We start from the raw sequence: 18,021 nt of genomic DNA on the forward strand, positions 1-18,021 counted from the left end.
TCTAATAACATTCTAAAGCAATTCTAACAGCCCCTTCCATGGGGCTGTTTTAGTTTTGCGGGGCAAACTCTCATTAAACAGATGCTCAATTAGAAAATGAAAAGAGAAATATTATTGTTCAGTGGAATGCTCCTGATCAACTACTCCTGCCATAGCCCTCAGGCTGAAACAGAAAAAAGTAATTATATCCTTCAGTGCGATACCATCATTATTCCGGCAAATTCAAACCTGCAAAACAAACTTACAACAACAACTGTTCAAAGTGAGCCCTATCGTTTGCAAATGCTGACCACCGGTACGGTAAAAGCCATCCCAACCCAATATGCAGAAATTGCGCCTCCCTTTCAGGGACGGGTAACAAAATCATATTTACGGTTGGGCATGAAAACCACAGCTGAAACACCGCTGTTCGAAATAAGCTCGCCAGATTTTATTGCAGCACAAAAGATTTTCTTCCAGGAGAAATCACAGATGCAACAGGCAGAAAAAACGCTGAAGCGCCAGCAGGATTTAATTGCCAATGGCGTAGGTACACAAAAGGATCTGGAAGAAGCGCAGACAGCTTACGACATAGAAAAGAAAGAGTATGAAAATGCTGTAATAGGTATTAAAATATTCAAAGCAGATCCCGATAAACTTTCATTAGGACAGGCATTAGTGGTTCATTCACCTATTGCAGGTGAGGTGATTGAAAACAAAGTAGTATTAGGTCAGTTCATAAAAGATGATGCAGCCAGTGTTGCCACTGTTGCAGAATTATCTAAGATCTGGATTGTTGGACAGGTAAAAGAAAAAGACATCCGCTTTGTCCATGAATTAGATGAATGCAATATTGAAATTGCGGCTCTACCCGAAGAACATATCCAGGGAAAAGTATATCATGTAAAGGAGATTGTCAATGAAGATACACGTAGCGTAGAGGTGTTGATAGCTGCTAATAATACCAATCATACGCTCAAACCCGGCATGTACGTAACCGTAAATTTCATTGTTGCACCCGTTAATGCTATTCTTATTCCATCAAAAGCTTTGTTGCAGATGAATGATGCCAGTTTCGTTTTCGTCGAAACTGCTGCGGGGAAATATGTAAAACGCAAAGTGGAAACAGCCGGTACACAAGGCGAAAGAATAGTTATTCAATCAGGATTAAACAATGGAGATAAGATTGTTTCAGAAGGTAGTTTTTATCTCCTGGATGCAAAATAAAGTAAATCGTTCATGAAGAAATTAATATTCACAGCAATAGAAAAACGTTGGCTTTTTGTTGCATTATTTGTACTCCTGGCCTGTTTCGGTTATTATTCATGGAAACAACTATCTGTTGAAGCCTATCCGGATATTGCAGATGTTACTTCACAAGTAGTAACACAGGTGCCGGGGCTCGCAGCAGAAGAGGTAGAACAACAAATAACCATTCCAGTAGAAAGGGCTCTAAATGGTATGCCCGGTATGCACGTAATGCGCAGTAAAAGCACGTTCGGGCTGTCTATCATTACTATTGTGTTTGAAGATGGTATTGAAGATTATTGGGCAAGACAACGCATCACAGAAAGACTGAACGATGTGGATCTGCCTTATAACGCGAAACCAGGGTTAGACCCGCTTACCTCACCCATTGGTGAAATTTATCGTTATATCATAGAGAGCAAAGGCCATGATCTCAGAGAAATCACAGACCTGCAGAACTGGAAGATTATTCCCCGCATTAAGCAGGTACCGGGTGTAGCCGACGTTACCAACTTTGGTGGTATTACAACTCAATACCAGATAGAACTGGACCCAAGAAAATTAGAACAATATAAATTGTCCCTCACCGATGTACAAACTGCCATCAATAACAACAATACCAATTCAGGAGGCAGTGTATTAACAAGAGGTGATCTGGGTTATGTGGTACGTGGCATTGGCCTTGTAAAAACGCTGGAAGGCTTAGGAAAGGTAGTGGTGAAATCAGTAAATGGAGTTCCCATATTCCTGAATGATGTAGGAACTTTAAAATACGGAAACCTGGAACGCAAAGGTATCTTAGGTTATACCGACAGAAAGGTAAATTACAGCGAAGGTGATGAAGGCATTGTATTATTATTAAAAGGTCAGAACCCATCCAAAGTACTGGAAGGTATCCATACTGCTGTTGAGGACCTTAATAAAAACATCTTACCTGAAGGTGTAAGCATCCGGCCGTATATAGACAGAACCAACCTGGTTGACACCACCCTGCATACAGTATCGCATACGCTACTGGAAGGAATGAGTCTGGTAATTATTGTGCTGATCGTTTTTCTCGGTAACTGGCGTGGGGCATTAATTGTGGCCATCACCATTCCATTAGCGTTATTGATCGCATTCATCCTGATGCACTTTACAAATATTCCGGCAAACCTGCTTTCGCTTGGTGCTATCGACTTTGGGATTATAGTGGATGGTGCCATTGTAATGATGGAAACCATTTTGAAAAAGAGAGAGGAAAGTCCTACGGAAGAATTGCAGGAAACCACCATAGGGCAAAGGGCACTGGCAGTAGCCAAACCCATCTTGTTCTCCACCGTTATCATCATTACTGCTTACCTGCCCCTGTTCTCTTTTGAAAGGGTAGAAAAGAAACTGTTTACCCCAATGGCTTTTACTGTTGGTTTTGCATTGTTGGGTGCATTGGCGGTTGCATTGCTATTAATACCAGGATTGGCTTATGCGGTCTACCGGAAGCCACGCAAATTATTCCATAATAAATGGCTGGAAAAATTAACCAAAGCCTATTTTGAAGGTGGTAAAAAAGTAATGAAGACTCCCCAACGGGTATTCATCCCTTTGGTACTTGTTTTAATCAGTGCAGTTATTCTTTCCATCACCGTAGGTAAAGATTTTTTACCCCCTTTGGATGAAGGTTCTATTTGGTTGCAGGTGCAACTGCCTCCCGGTGTATCATTACAGAAATCGAAAGAAATGAGTGATACGTTACGGCAACATACCATGAAGTATAGCGAAGTAACCTATATGATGGTGCAGGCAGGGCGTAACGATGATGGTACAGATCCATGGACAGCCTCACACTTTGAATGCAGCATTGGCATCAAGCCTTATAGTGAGTGGAAGAACGGGAGGACAAAAGCCGACCTGATTAACGACCTGGCCAAAGAATATGCAACCATGCCGGGGTACAGTGTTGGGTTCAGTCAGCCTATGATCGATGGTGTAATGGATAAAATTGCAGGCGCACACAGCGAACTGGTGGTAAAAATATATGGGGATGATTTTAAAGAAACACGCCAGATTGCTGAAAACGTCATGACCACCATTAAAAGCATTAAAGGTGCTGTAGATGTAGCCATCGACCAGGAACCCCCATTGCCTCAATTGCAGATCTCTGTTGACAGAGACGCAGTGGCCCGCTATGGACTGAATGTAACAGATGTGGCAGAACTGATTGAAGTAGCTATTGGCGGGAAAGCTATATCCCAGGTATTTGTTGGCAATAAAGTGTATGACGTTATCTGTCGCTATAATGAAGAAAGCCGTAATACACCTGAGAAAATTTCCAACCTGATGCTCACTTCACAAACAGGAGCAAAAATTCCTTTGTCGCAAATTGCAACGGTAAAAACTGCTACCGGGGAAAGCACCATTACAAGGGAATTAAACAAAAGGCATTTGACCGTGAAACTCAATTTACGTGGCAATGATCTGACAGCTTTTTTAAAGGAAGCACAGAGCAAAATTGAACGTACCGTAAAGTACGATCATGAAAAATACAATATCAAATGGGGCGGGCAATTTGAAAATCAGAACAGGGCTTATGCAAAGCTGATGATAATTGTTCCACTGGCACTGGCCATCATGTTTTTATTGCTTTATGGTGCATTCGGTAAATTCCGCCAGGCAGGGCTGATCTTATCCATTGTGCCACTGGCATTGTTCGGGGGGATGCTGGCATTGAACATCAGAGGCATGACATTGAATGTTTCTTCAGCAGTGGGTTTCATTGCATTGTTTGGTGTAGCCATACAAAATGGTGTGATATTGATTTCGCATATAAACGACCTGCGAAAACAAGGCTACGATTTACTTAAAGCTGTTGTGGAAGGGGCTGAAGACCGTTTCCGTCCTGTATTAATGACCGCCACCGTTGCAGCATTGGGTTTGTTACCCGCATCCCTGGCAACGGGCATCGGTTCTGATGTACAAAGACCACTGGCAACCGTGATCGTATATGGTCTTTTTGTGGCAACCGCCATTACACTATTTGTTTTACCGGCCTTATACTATATGATGGAAAATAAATGGGGGAAGGACGATTATAAACAAGCTTCATCATCTAATGAATAAATAAGTTCATGCAAAAATATATTTTATCAATGTGGATAATCCTGTGCATCTGCATGACAGCACATGCACAATTGGATACGGGTTTCGTGCAAACAAAACTATCACTCACCCAATATTTAAGTTTGGTGGGCAGGCAAAACCTCAGTTATGCAGCACAGCAATACAATGTCAATATTGCGGAAGCTGGTATTGAATCTGCCAAAGTTTTTCCTGATCCTCAATTAACTTTTGGGGCTTATGATAATCAACAATCAAGTAAACATCTGGGGCAGGGCTATAATGCTGGTATTGGTACCACTTTAGAATTAGGAGGTAAACGCAAGTCAAGAATTGATCTTGCACAAAGCCAGGTGTTATTAAGCAAAGCCCTGCTACAGGATTATTTCCGCAACCTTCAGGCAGATGCCTCCATTGCATATTTTAATGCTTTGCAGCAATATAATCTGTTAGAGGTACAGCAAAATTCTTATGCCACCATGGCACAACTGGCTGATGCAGATGCTATCCGTTTTAAGTTAGGTGCTATTACAGAGGTGGATGCAAGGCAATCAAAATTAGAAGCAGGTAGTTTATTGAACAGCCTTTATCAAAACGAAGCCGATTGGAAAACTGCTTTAGTGCAACTAAGCATTAATACAGGCAAAGCACAGTCCGATACATTACTTACTCCCATATCGGATTCAGATAACCTGGAAAGGGATTTTGCATTGGGTACTTTAATTATCAATGCACAGAATAACAGGGCTGATGTTGTGGCAGCAATCAATAATAAAACTGTTGCCGATAAAAATTTACAGTTGATCAGAGCCAACAGGAAAATTGATCTGGGCATTTCAGCGGGTGTACAATATAGTGGTGAAGCTACTAATGACATAGCCCCTACCCCAGCCTACAGAAGCATCAATGCGGGCATTTCCATTCCTTTAAAGTTCTCCAACAGGTATAAAGGTGAGATGAAAGCTGCGCAATATTCCATCAGGCAATCAGCAGTTCAATATGACCAGGTATTATTGCAAATTCAGACAGAAGTAACACAATCCTACTTCAATTATAAAGCAGCACAAAAACAGGTATCACAATTTAAAAGTGGTTTGCTCACTGAAGCGCAAAAAGTATTAACAGGCAAAATATACAGTTATAAACGTGGAGAAACTTCTTTACTGGAAGTATTAAATGCCCAACGTACTTACAACGACGTGCAACAAAACTATTATCAATCATTATTTAATTATGCCGCTGCATTGGTAAATCTGGAACGTTCAGCAGGTATTTGGGATATACAATAAGACTTATCAAGCTTTAAAGCCTTCAAATCTTTCGGTTTGAAGGCTTTTTTATTTAAATAAAATCCTTTTCAATTATTCGTATTTTTAATATCGATGGGAAAGCACCTGATTATATTTTTCACCTCATATTCACAATCTTTAAATACCTCTTACGATGAAATATGTATATTTCCTTCTTTTGGTTGTTTTCTATACTCCTCTTGTCTGGGGACAGAGTACTGAGAAACAACCCACTGTCACTGTGAAAGGAGAAGTAACACATCCTTTAAATCTTGGCCTGGCAGACCTGGCCAATATGAGAAGAGTGGAGGTTCGTTCTGCGGACCGGGATGGTAAAGAACATCTTTTTTCCGGTGTTCCGTTATCAGATATTCTACGGCAGGCAGGTGTTACCCTTGGAGCTGAACTTCGTGGGGAGAACATGGCAAAATATCTGTTGGTAAAGTCTGGTGATGGTTATAAAGTATTATTCTCTCTCCCTGAACTGGATTCAACATTCACCAATCGCGTAATCATTCTTGCAGACAAGATGGATGGAAATCCTTTACCTGCAAATAAAGGACCATTCCGGGTAATAGTACCGGGTGAAAAGAAACCAGCCCGTTGGATATGGGAAGTAACTACAATGATTGTACAATTTGCTAAAGAATAGGAATTATTTATTCTTATTCATTCCGGAAATGGCTTCGGCAAGAAAGCGTTGAAAAGATGTATTAAGATCATTGAATAATTGTATAGCTTTTTCTCCTTCTTTAGTAAGGACAGCGCCTCCGCCTCCCTTTCCTCCTCTTTCGAGAATAACCAAGGGGTTAGCGGTCCTTTTATTCATTTGATCTACAAAATCCCATGCTTGTCTGTAAGAGATTTTCATTTCCGTAGCGGCTTTTTTCAAAGAGCCCAGCTCATTAATCTTTTGCAGTAGTTCAATTCTTCCATAACCGAGAAATGGCCCTTCCTCTGTCTCAATCCAAATGCGACCATTTGCAATAAGTTTCATTGTAATTTTATGCATTTATTTCATGACAAAGGTATATTATTAGGCGGTTACAACTAAATGGTATTCAAACAAACCTTGCTGCAAATACGTTTACCAGGTAAATTTGTGGCTATTAAATAATAGGAAAATGGATTTTGCAGATTACTTACTATACTTTCAGTCCGTATTAAATGGTGAACTTACCATCCATCCATACGAAAATCCGGCGTATGTAAATTATACCAGGCTCAATTGGGCGAGGCAACAGCGCTGGCTTAAAGTAGGAGAATTAAATAATGAACTGGCAGAATTAATTAAAAGTATTAAATCCGGACAGCAGTGGATTATGATTACCGAACCCTGGTGTGGGGATGCTGCACATATCCTGCCGTTTATTTACAAGCTTATCCAGCCAAATCCACTCATCAGACTGGACCTTCAGCTTCGTGATGCTCCACCATTCCTGATAGAACATTATCTCACCGGCCCAAAACAAACCAGGTCTATTCCCAAACTAATCATCAGAAACGACGATGGTGAGGATCTGCTGGTGTGGGGACCCAGACCACTGGCCTGTCAGCAGCTTTTCTATCGCCTCAGGGAAGAACAGGTAGATGAGGAGGAAACGAAGCTACAGCTACAAAACTGGTACAATCAGGATAAAGGAAAAAGTTTTCAGCAGGAACTGCTGACCGCACTCACTCTCATCTCCGGTTAAAACATAAGTATACAAGGTAAATAATAGACAAAGCCTTCAAAGATTTGAAGGCTTTGTCTATTATACGGAAAATTAAACCAGATTAGTCAGGCCATATTACACCTTTCTGATCCTCACTTGTCCAGGGCGGCCCTTGTACCCGCGTACCCGGATGAGCTGCCAGACAGAGTTTAATCCACTGGTTACCTTCCTCATGATTACCTACCTTCCTGGAGCTGCAATAAGTAGTACGGTCCTCATCCTTATATAACTGGTAGGCCGGATAACTTACATTGCCTACCCCGGCCTCATCGTCTAATACAGGAACCCCGGCAGTATACGAAGGAGCATCGTCTTCATTTACATTTTCCAGTAAACATCTTACAGTTACAATACCATTTCCCTGCGCCAGCTCCCATTCATTAGGTGTTAGACTCGCAAGCGTCCATACATTTGTTCCGGCTGTGTAGGTCAGGTCTGCATGCCCAAAACTATTGTTTGTATTAACAGCGATCCTGAATGTGTAGGTATTAGTCATGTTGACGTTTCCGCTATTTACGAAATCGGGTTGCAAAGTAAATGAAGGACCATTAAAGATCGCCCAATCCTGTGCAGACTGAGATCTGTTAGCACATCTTAAATTAAAAACCGGCATAATTATTAAGTTTTAAATTTGTTAATTAATTCAGGCCCATTTGATCGTATATAACTCAGCCAGATTTTTGGGCCTGGTTTCTTTCCCCCCAACAGGCTTTGTATTGGAGGTAGCTTGTGCATTAAGTGTAACAGCAGCAGTTTCTTTTCCTCCCAGTATGGAGTTATTCATGGAAAAGCTTAACTGATGATCGTGTGTAAGAAATTCATCAATCTCCACAGTTCCCACATTGTCTCCTTTCACAGTTCCTCCCAGCGGAGTTCTCCATGGAGCATCCGGATCAGTACCTGCACCGTGGTCCCATGCCCTGCTGAAATAACCCCGCATATCGGGAAGCATGGACCGCTTGTTGATACCTGTTCCGAATCTGCCATTGATCACACTGCTCAATCGTGTATAATCAGCACCCAGTTCTTCAGACTTGTTACAAAGAGAGAGTTCTTCAGCGGGAGGATTATCAGTAGAAATATATTGCCTCCTTTCCCCTATGATCCCCTGGACAACACAGGGAAGCGTTTTAAGGGCGATGTTACCTGCATTAGCACATACATTTGCAATGGCAATCGTAACAAACGGAGCTTTACTTTCAACAGATAATAAAATGGAAGTGGATTTGGAGTTTATGACCAGCTGAACATCTATTTCAAAATCCCCGATGCCTTTCTTTGTTACAGTACTCGCATCAATCCCGTCAGAGAGTGTTACACTTACATCGCTCACAGTGGAGATACTCAGTTTAATCTTCGCCGTGATTTTCTTTCCGTACAACATCTGCTGCCATCTTGGAAACTCGTGAAGCGCCTGACTGAAACGCATCAGGCTATTATCTTCACTTTTGAAAATGATACACCTGTTAGTTGCAGGATCAAAACCAATCTTTCCATTTCTGCCGGGATCATCATACAACCACCCATCCGGTGTTTTGTAATCAATGTTATTCCCATTGATTACCTTATTGCTGTAATACCTGAAATCACTGTTATACACAAGATTCTGCTGCTGCATCGCAAATAGTAACTCTTCGATGAAAGTTTCCATTTTCTTTGTGTTTAACCGGGAGGTGATAAATCACCCCCCGGTAATTTAAATGCAGTGGGATTATAAAGAGGCTTCCAGATAAGCGAAGTCTGTTGCAAGACTTCTTTGGGTAGCAGAAGCAGAAGGCAGGAACTTTCCTGATGCACTGTCATAACTTACTGAAATTTCAGTAGTATCACCACCAAATTTCAACATGGTCATTGGAGATGTAACGGTAGTTACTACTGTGTTACTGACAACCTGGGACTGGAGCCAGATATAAACAATAGTGAAAGGAGTCATCACTGCAGTGCTGGCTAATAAAACCGGTGCTGCGGAAAGCGCGTTCCCCAGAATATCGATTCCATTTATGTTCGCATCCTGGAACAGGCCAACTGTCATATAATCCTTTGCAGCATATTTATTCTGGAGCGTGAATGAAGATGGAGTACCGCCACTGGCCGGACCTGAAATTACAGCGGATGGTTCCAGTGTATATAATTTGTTCATGGCAGCTCCTACAGGAACGCTGGATAACTGAGACAGTACAGCGCCATTTGTAACGGATGATGTAGAAGCATAAATGCCATATTCTTCTCCCCATGACAACCTGTTTGACTGCATAGGTTTGAATACCTGCCAGGCTACATTTGGGCTTGATCCGCCAGTAGGTTTTGCAACAACAACATTGGTACCGGTAGCATACAGAATATCCAGTTGTCTGTCTGTAAATGCTGTTTTTAAAATATAAGTACTCATTTCTTTGGGATTTGTTTATTTATACCTACTCTGTTCAGGCTTTTCGGTATCCGCCTTTTTATTTTGTGTCAGTTTAGGAGCTCCGCCGACTTACAATTCAAAAGTAGATACCTGCACTTGAAACGCCTATTTCAGCGTATTTCACCCGGGTGATATGGTTGAGGAGTCATCCATAAAGGATTCATTGCTGAGTAGGTAAGTATTTTATCTGTAAGACCTGCTGTAACAGGTATCTCATATAACCGCCCGGAGCCAAACCGGGGCCTGAATGCCCTGAGACCAGGTGCAAAGACTTTAATAACGGGTAGTCCAATATCAGGACGGGTACAGTCTACTATAATTGTATCGATACCCAGCCTGGCCAATCTTGTTATTCCTTCAGTACACATTTCTGAAACCACTGGTGGTCTGGTGAAATCATATGACTCAAATTGAATCACCTTTGCATTTGCAGATGGATACAGATAATCTGTGTTTAAACCGGCAGGTGGTATTACAGGTTTCATCAGCGCACGTATTTGTATCAGTTCTGTGAGAGATCTGATGATCGCTGTACGGGGATCAAAGTGGCAGCCATACCCGACCAGGAAGCCTCCTTCGAAATAGCCTGCAGCGGCTACTACCGGTGTAACAGTATCAATGGTTAAATCCAGGAAGTGTACAGACCATCCGGCAGCAGTTAGCTGCTGTAATGCAGTATGAAACCAACCATGTTCTCCCATGATATCAATATTGAAAGCGGGTCGTTTCAAACCATTAAACCACCATATAGCTGTTGCATCACGTTCTATCAGTTCCAGTACCCCCTGTAAAATCGCTTCTTCCCTGGTATTTCCGGCTGAAAGCCCATTGGATTCAAATATGGCCACCCGGTTATTTTCAGGCCAGGGAAGCCCATACAAAACCGCTTCTGCGGGTATATACCGCCTCTCCTGATCTCTCAGCGACCAGGCAGGCAACCAGTTCATAACCTGTCCATCGGTTAGTGGTAAGGGGACTGGTCCCAGGGCATGTGTAGCATCAGGTTGTAATAATTGTGTTGCATGAAAATGCTGAATGGCATGCGGAGCAATTGCATATGGGTCTAACTCTTCCAAAGAAGCCTTAAAAACAGGTTCGTCTCCCCGGTATCTCGCACTCCTTCTTTCAATAGACTCGCACAAAGCACTCACCTTAGATGCAAGTGCAGAATATCCTTTCCCAAATGCACTTTTGTAAAATTCATTCGCTTCCGGTTTATCCTTCACAGGTGTATCAGGATATACGGCCCCATGTGCATGCATGGATGTTTCGCCGGCAATAGCACGCAGCTCTGATAAAACACCTGCAACAGGATTAATATGATGCTTCATCTTTTCCCATGTAGCAGCCGGCATTACCGTACGATAACCCGGTGCATTAGCATACCCCGTATCACAAATAGAAAATGGCTCATACATCTGCCGGGTTACCAGCAGCGGGTCACCGCAAACAACACATTCAGGACGCCGCTTCAACAAATGAACCACTGCCTTGCCCAGTGTATCAACAGCTATCATTTTATCTCCGGAAGAGCCATAAGAGGCTACTAGATCAACAATACCTGCATTTACACTGGTCACAAGAGAAACCGGGACATACAAGGGCATTGGAACTGCATTCTTTGTATGTCCCACAATCCAGTTCAATACACTTCTGTTTTGTTTCACCCGCCAACTCAAACACGCCAGGCATAAACCTGATCTACGGGAAAAGAATGGTCCGGCAAAAGTGTGCCCTGCACCATATACTACCGGCAGCCATATCTCATCCCGCAACAACGCATCCTGATAAGCCCGTTCCGCATCAACATCATCCAGATCTGAATGACATGATATAATAAAATCAGAAGGCAGAACGGGTAGCGGAATCTCTTCTCTCAGCAAATATTTCCCTCTGATAAAATCAGCACCTCGGATAATATATCCCTGCCTGGAAAGTGTAGTGATAGCATGCAACACATGTGGCAATACAAACTCCTTTTTAAAAAACTCAATTAACTCAGTATCAGAGAATGCCCTTGTACTCAGCAATTGCAATATGCTGGTATATAATATCCCCTCTACCCGGTATATACCCAGATACCCGATTACAAACCCCCATGTATTATCGATACCTGCATAACTCAGCTCTGGTGAAAGCATGTATATCTCATCCACATCAGGAATTTACAAACAGATAAAAATCTTCCGGTACTAATTCCATTAGCTTACAAACTTTAGTAAGCATCTTTTCATACATGATTACTTCGACTTCTGCCGGTTCCATTCCCGGAACACCACCGTTCTCGATAAACGTCTGTGGAGTTATCGCCGTTCTCAGTGGCAATAAAGGTGGATACAAAAAAGCAGGTTGCTGTGCATCCAGTGTGGACATCTGCAGAATCTGGTCAAACGTAGTTGTCTGCGCATCAAGTATCTCCGGTGTTGTCTGAAGACTTACAGAAACCAGTGCGCGCCCATCTCCCTGTATTCCCTGATTATAGATACCAGCAACAACGCTTCCTTCAAAACCTGGTTGATCAAACGAAGAAGGAATCATATATGAAGCGCTGTAAATAAACGCACCAAACTGAGGACCTGTGGATAAGAACCGGAGCCATGTTTTGAAATCACCGGGAATGAGACCCAGTGCCGGCTCCACCACCGGATAAATACAGATACCTGACAGACCTACATCGGCCGGATTCACCAATGCCCAGAGCTCTATTGTAATGTTAGGATTATCCGGATCTGCAAAGGTATATAACCAGCCAAACAGTGTGCTATGTGAGGCGTCATTATAGATCTTAAGAAATTGATCCTGTGTGGAGTTATTAATTAATCTGGAAAGCATAATAATAGTATTAACAACACATACAGCAACAAAATATATTATCAGGTACTGTAAAAGAATTAAGATAAGCCAGTTCATTTTTAAGATTCCCGGGCGCCGGAACAAGTGGTACTTTCAATACAGTCTTCTGTGAGGGTGGCGTATCAAAAACAGAAACCGGGAATGCCGGAAATGAAGAAAAGTCCCTGTCATACACTTCCTTAAAATGAATTTCTATGTGTTCCGGTACAACAAAATCACAAAACTCCTTTAATGTTTTTGCGGGCGCAGATAATAGTTTTTCTTTAAATTCCGGATGTTCCCAGGTTCTGGCCAATACTTTATAATATGCCGACAGCCATTGGTTTGAGACAAAATTTGTTGCCATTTTGAGGTAATTGAATTGTTATAAAATATTATTCTCCGTTTTTACAATGAGTGCAGTTATACTGTTTTGAATCAACACAGCATGTTGTTCATATGCTATTTCCTCCGCAGTATTTAAATATTTAAAGGCGGTGTCATATTCCTGTTTCACAAGACATACAGTACCAAGCAGACGATAGATTTCTGCGGAATAAAGTGCGCCATCAGAATTTCCCAGATAAGATAAACAGTTAAGCAGTCTGCCCGTTGCTGATTCATAATACCCTGCTTCGATTTCCATTCCGGCAATAATGGTATGCCAGAAACTGCGCATAGATTGTATACCGCTGGCCGTTTCTTCTTCCAACGCTTTCATAGCGCCTGCAAGATCATCTAATGACCAGGCATGAAGAATAGCCGCATAATGGCCAAACATATTGAGATCTGTTTGTTCATTCAGTTGCAAAAGCGCCGCACTGAATTTTTCCACCTCGGCTTTATTCCCTAAATAGAAATACACACAACTGAGGCCCAGGTACATGGATGCACTTGTATGCGGGTGATTCAGACGTGCTGCTTTTTCTGTAATCCGTTTTTCCAGCAGCGGAACTTCTTTTTCTCTTCCAAGAAATACATACATACTTGCTAATGTTCCTGCACCCAACACTTCCTGATCCAGACCAAATTCATAAGCAAGATGATCATCGTGTACCGGATCATACAGCGCGAGCGCTTCTTCCAGTATGGCCGCACCCTCAACAAATTTTGCATCATTAAACAGCTGTAATCCCAGAAAAACAGAAGATACAATAATGAACTTTCTATTATTAAGTCCGGCTGCCTGCTGATATAATTGCCGCGCAATCTGAGTTGCCATCTTCCAGTCGCCCCGCATAGCGTAATAAGTACTGTAAAGGAACATGCTGGGAAAGAAGCTTTCCTGCACATCCATATCATTTTGCAGTTTGTGCATGATATCAAGTTGCCGGAGAACAGCATCAGACCCAAAACTTTCCACCACAATCAGATTGGAAAGCAGCAATTGCCTGATAGAAAATTCTGTATTATTCCGCTCTGATGTTTCCGGCAATTCATATACCCACTTCAATGCCTGTTGACATAAAGCCATACACTCCCTGTTTGCGGAAGTCTTTACCAGTAAATTCATTCCTTTCAACAGCCAGTCAACAGCAGATGCTGTTCTATCTGCACCATGCAAATGCCAGGCAAGCCTTTCAGCCTCATAAGCATTTACAGGTGTATTGTCGTTTATCAATACTTCTGCAATTCGCCCATGTACCTGTATCCGGGCGACAGTAACCTGACTGCTATATGTAACCTCACAAAACAAAGCATGCCGGAACACATACACCAAACCTTTCTCCGTTCTTAGCGGGTAGATGATATCCGCATTGACTAATTCTTCAAGATCAGCCTGCACACTTTCTTCCTCTCTTACAGAGATCTGCATTAAAAGCTGATATTGAAATTCGCGCCCTATTGTAGCCGCCAGTTGAGCGGTCTCTTTAGCAAGCACCATATCATCCAGTCTTGCATTCAACAACTCCCTTAATGTAGCGGGTACAGGTAATTGCAGATTATTATCAGTAAGTGTATAAACATCGTTCTCTAACACCAGGCGGCCTTTAGTCATCAGCATCATGGTCAGCTCCTCAATAAAAAACGGAATACCATCTGTATGATTAACAATATATCCAAGTGATTGCTGCCCGATTGTTTTATTCCCAAGCAATTCTTCAATTATCCCTTTGGACATTACTTTATCCAGCGGTTCCAGCTGTATAAGAGAAAAAGAATGATCTGTCCATTCCGGTATGAATTCCGGTCTGGCTGAGAACAGAAATAGAAAATTATTTTTATCCGTACCTGTTATCATCTCAGACAACAATTCTCTGCTACTCGGGTCCAGCCAGTGTAAATCTTCTATGATCAGTACATATTTTCTGGCCTCCGCTATTTTCACAATACATTTCTTCAATGCATTGAACAGGATTGTTTTTTGCTCAAACGGACTGGCCTGCGAAGCGGGGTATTGCTCAGTAAAAGGTATATCAAGCCATGAAAGCAAAACAGGCAACGCACTATTTACTTCACATCCTGCCCCGGAAAGCATCTGTTCTAATAATGATACAGAGTTTTCAGTACTGGTATGCAAACCATAGTATTGCCTGATGATTTCAAGAAGAGGCTGCAATGCTATATTTCTATATTCCGGAAGACAACGGAGTTCTATAAGTGCATTCGTTTTAATGGCTTTTTTCGTCTCATACAACAATTTGGATTTGCCAATTCCAGCCTCCCCTCTTACCAGTATCACCTGTCCATTAACACTGTCCACTTTTTCATAATGCCGGATAATCGTTGCTAATACCTCATCTCTTCCATGCATTTTTCTGTTAACAGCCGCAGATTTCAATTGAGAGAATGCCTCAACAGAGCGCTCCCTTAATATGTGAAATGTCTCCATTTCATATAGCATATCAGGGAACTGCATATTCTTGTATTTTTCGAATTCCACATATGGCTCTAACAATTGCCTGGCGGCATCAGTAATCAATATGCGTTGGGAAAAAGTATGAGACAATAAGTTTAAAGCGATATTCGCCGTAATACCATCCGGCACCTTATGTTGTCTGGAAATAATCATTCCGGAATGGATCGCCAAACGGATATCCAGGTAAATCCTCAGTTGTTTATAGAACCGCGTACTACGTTGCTGTATACGTGCAAGAATTTCCAGTGCGGTTCTGCTGGCGAGCCTTGCATCGCTATCACTGTTATGCGGATATCCGAAATAAATCATGATATGATCAGCAAAAATCCCTTTTACATATCCACCGAAACGTAATGCAATATCAGTACAGGTAGTAATCTGATCCCGCTGTATTTCTTCCAGCGTTTCTTCATCTGTTCCCGCATCTTCTGTTACCTGAATATTTACTTTTATACAAAGGACAGTAATTTGTCTTTTTTCTCTTCTTTCATAATTCCAGGCTAATGCATTATCCATCGTATCATTTCCGGAGAACCCGGGATGATTATCTTCAGATTTATTTACTGCCAGTGTAGTAAAATCTATATGATTATAATCATGGAATAATATGTGTGCATCAGCTATCCTTGTTGTTACTTTTTTATCCAGTACACGGAGTAACAAATCCTGTAGCGGATGTCCCAGCATAAACGAAGGAATAGCAATAACAGTGTTACTGAGCTGCTGATAATAAATATCAGCAACAGATTTTCCACGGATAGCAGGCTTACCGGTGATACATTCTATCAGTAAAAGCCCCCAGGCATAGAGATCTGATCTGGTGGTAGGCGGCTCTCCTCTCAATTGTTCAGGTGCAGCATAAGCAGGCGTACCTGCTGTTTCATGGTTAAGGATCGCATCCTGTATAAAAGCCCCGATCCCGAAATCCAGTATTTTCACATATGCCCTGGTGCCTGTCTTCGTTACCATAATGTTCTCCGGCTTCAGATCCCGGTGTACAATGCCTTTATCATGTGCACATGATAATGCATCCAGTACCTGTCCCATTAACTCCTTTGCATCATGAATACGCATAGCGCCTTCCTGCAGGAGTAGTTTCTTAAGCGTAACACCTGATATATATTCAAAAACGACAAACGGAATATCGTCTGATGTATAACCTTTATCTAACAGCTTTACGATGTATGGATGGCTGATTTCAGCGCAGATCTGCACTTCACGTTCAAACCTGGCAATCTGTTGTTTACCTTTCAGGAGATCACATTTCAGCATCTTAATGGCCACATACTGGTTGGTAGTGATCTGTATCGCTTTGTATACCTGGCCGAAAGTTCCTTCGCCAAGTATTTCAAGGATCCGGTAGTTATTTAAATGAGGGAATTCAGGCATCATAAAACAGTACTTATTTAACAGTCTATTCAGGCAAAATAGCCCCAAGATTATGTTCTCCTTTTTTAATACAAAAGAAAGGATGTCCTAAACGTATTTCTCCTGCACGTCTTTCAATCACATTAGAAAATGCATATCCAAAAGACACCGTTTCAGCCAATTGTTTCCTCAACCGGAAAATCTGTAAATTCAAAAAATACATATCTATCTCCTTTCTCATTTCCCTGGATAAATCTTTTACCAGGCTGCTTACCTGCACCCATCCCTGTTCCTCGGGAGTGATACCGGGTAACTGATCTGTCAGGCGACAACGGCTAAGCGCCAGCAACATATAATTATGTGAACGGCTTCCCAGGTCTATTATTTGTTCATCTGACACCACCAGTTGTAACCTGATATGTTCTTCATCCTGGCTCAGTTGAAAGAGAAAATAAGCATGGTTTACAATTTTCCCAAGGTCTAATGTTTCTTCTATGTCTCCATTGGATACAAATTCCCATTCGTCGTCCTGGAATACGATCTTGCTGCCATGAGACAAACAGGAAGAGTCTCCTCCTTTTTCAAAGACCCAGCCTTTTTCAGGTAAATAATAAATGGCGGCTTCATGCTGATCCTGGTTATTCAGTGCTGTTACAGGCGATAGCTTAATCACTTCATCTTTTCTTCTGAGAGATTTCAAATAGGGGCCGGGCGGCTCCAGGTCCAGAATTTCCCATCGCGTACTTTCATCGCTGCCGAATTGTATGACATGTTTTTTTATCAGTTTCCGGGTAGACTGACGAACAAGTTCCCCATCTATTAATGTACCATTCCTGCTATGATCTCTTAGATACCAGCCGTCCCTGGCCCAGAATACAGAAGAATGGGACTGGGATATATCGACCTGAGGCAAATGGGTATTTGCAATAACCGGATTTCTTCCAAATACATAATGAGGGGTAAGAATAACCAGTTCCTTAGTTACCGAATTAACGATACTTGCCATTTATAGTATTGAATTAAGAAAATGCCTTCTTTTTATAATGAGTTTTAAAAAAGTGCCGGAAAATAGCGGGTAGATTACAAATCTAGAATATCCTGATTAAGAATCAGTTAATAGCTTGTTAAGGCCTTTAATAAAGTATGGAAAAATAAAACGTATGGACCAGAGGAAATGAGGATGAATTTATATATGACTATATTTTATTTATATAAAGACTATGAGTA

At 41.8% G+C, this 18,021-nt stretch carries 14 protein-coding genes; 5 read left to right on the top strand and 9 right to left on the bottom strand.

Annotated features, from left to right (window positions below; all coding sequences use genetic code 11):
* The first annotated feature begins 96 nt into the window (after window positions 1-96).
* The 4 genes from BMW86_RS03710 to BMW86_RS03725 all read left to right on the top strand — a co-directional run bounded on the left by BMW86_RS03710 (window position 97) and on the right by BMW86_RS03725 (window position 6,261).
* Window positions 97-1,206, top strand: a complete 1,110-nt coding sequence (locus BMW86_RS03710; protein WP_089779081.1) for an efflux RND transporter periplasmic adaptor subunit — start codon at window positions 97-99, stop codon at window positions 1,204-1,206.
* Between the two features lie 12 nt (window positions 1,207-1,218).
* Window positions 1,219-4,323, top strand: coding sequence for an efflux RND transporter permease subunit (locus tag BMW86_RS03715; RefSeq protein WP_089779083.1), 3,105 nt, complete (start codon window positions 1,219-1,221; stop codon window positions 4,321-4,323).
* 29 nt (window positions 4,324-4,352) lie between these two features.
* Window positions 4,353-5,609, top strand: coding sequence for a TolC family protein (locus BMW86_RS03720; protein ID WP_177189141.1), 1,257 nt, complete (start codon window positions 4,353-4,355; stop codon window positions 5,607-5,609).
* A 154-nt stretch (window positions 5,610-5,763) separates the two neighbouring features.
* Entirely contained in the window at window positions 5,764-6,261 is a 498-nt protein-coding gene (locus tag BMW86_RS03725; protein ID WP_089779087.1) for a molybdopterin-dependent oxidoreductase, read from the top strand.
* 3 nt (window positions 6,262-6,264) lie between these two features.
* Here the strand turns inward: BMW86_RS03725 and BMW86_RS03730 are convergent, their stop codons facing one another.
* Window positions 6,265-6,606 (bottom strand): winged helix-turn-helix domain-containing protein, encoded by a 342-nt coding sequence (locus tag BMW86_RS03730; RefSeq protein ID WP_218149110.1) that lies wholly within the window; start codon window positions 6,604-6,606, stop codon window positions 6,265-6,267.
* A gap of 127 nt (window positions 6,607-6,733) precedes the next feature.
* Between BMW86_RS03730 and BMW86_RS03735 the strand changes: the two genes are divergently transcribed.
* Entirely contained in the window at window positions 6,734-7,303 is a 570-nt protein-coding gene (locus BMW86_RS03735; RefSeq protein ID WP_089779091.1) for a thioredoxin family protein, read from the top strand.
* An 82-nt stretch (window positions 7,304-7,385) separates the two neighbouring features.
* Here the strand turns inward: BMW86_RS03735 and BMW86_RS03740 are convergent, their stop codons facing one another.
* From BMW86_RS03740 to BMW86_RS03770, 8 genes are all read right to left on the bottom strand, one after another.
* Window positions 7,386-7,937 carry a hypothetical protein gene (locus BMW86_RS03740; RefSeq protein WP_089779093.1) on the bottom strand — a complete coding sequence of 184 codons (552 nt, stop codon included), beginning with the start codon at window positions 7,935-7,937 and terminating at the stop codon, window positions 7,386-7,388.
* A 30-nt stretch (window positions 7,938-7,967) separates the two neighbouring features.
* Entirely contained in the window at window positions 7,968-8,975 is a 1,008-nt protein-coding gene (locus tag BMW86_RS03745; RefSeq protein WP_089779095.1) for a hypothetical protein, read from the bottom strand.
* 60 nt (window positions 8,976-9,035) lie between these two features.
* A complete protein-coding gene (locus BMW86_RS03750) occupies window positions 9,036-9,713 on the bottom strand; it encodes a hypothetical protein (RefSeq protein WP_089779097.1) in 678 nt (225 codons plus the stop codon).
* A gap of 131 nt (window positions 9,714-9,844) precedes the next feature.
* Window positions 9,845-11,890 (bottom strand): TOMM precursor leader peptide-binding protein, encoded by a 2,046-nt coding sequence (locus tag BMW86_RS03755; RefSeq protein WP_089779099.1) that lies wholly within the window; start codon window positions 11,888-11,890, stop codon window positions 9,845-9,847.
* Between the two features lies 1 nt (window position 11,891).
* Window positions 11,892-12,566 carry a hypothetical protein gene (locus BMW86_RS03760; protein WP_143056472.1) on the bottom strand — a complete coding sequence of 225 codons (675 nt, stop codon included), beginning with the start codon at window positions 12,564-12,566 and terminating at the stop codon, window positions 11,892-11,894.
* Window positions 12,567-12,576: 10 nt separating this feature from the next.
* Window positions 12,577-12,933, bottom strand: coding sequence for a hypothetical protein (locus BMW86_RS32435; RefSeq protein WP_143056473.1), 357 nt, complete (start codon window positions 12,931-12,933; stop codon window positions 12,577-12,579).
* A gap of 18 nt (window positions 12,934-12,951) precedes the next feature.
* Window positions 12,952-16,818, bottom strand: coding sequence for a TOMM system kinase/cyclase fusion protein (locus BMW86_RS03765; RefSeq protein ID WP_089779103.1), 3,867 nt, complete (start codon window positions 16,816-16,818; stop codon window positions 12,952-12,954).
* 22 nt (window positions 16,819-16,840) lie between these two features.
* Window positions 16,841-17,800 carry an FHA domain-containing protein gene (locus tag BMW86_RS03770; protein ID WP_089779105.1) on the bottom strand — a complete coding sequence of 320 codons (960 nt, stop codon included), beginning with the start codon at window positions 17,798-17,800 and terminating at the stop codon, window positions 16,841-16,843.
* Between the last annotated feature and the right edge of the window lie 221 nt (window positions 17,801-18,021).

The sequence above is a fragment of the Chitinophaga sp. YR573 genome, from assembly GCF_900110995.1.
In the GTDB taxonomy this organism is placed as follows: domain Bacteria; phylum Bacteroidota; class Bacteroidia; order Chitinophagales; family Chitinophagaceae; genus Chitinophaga.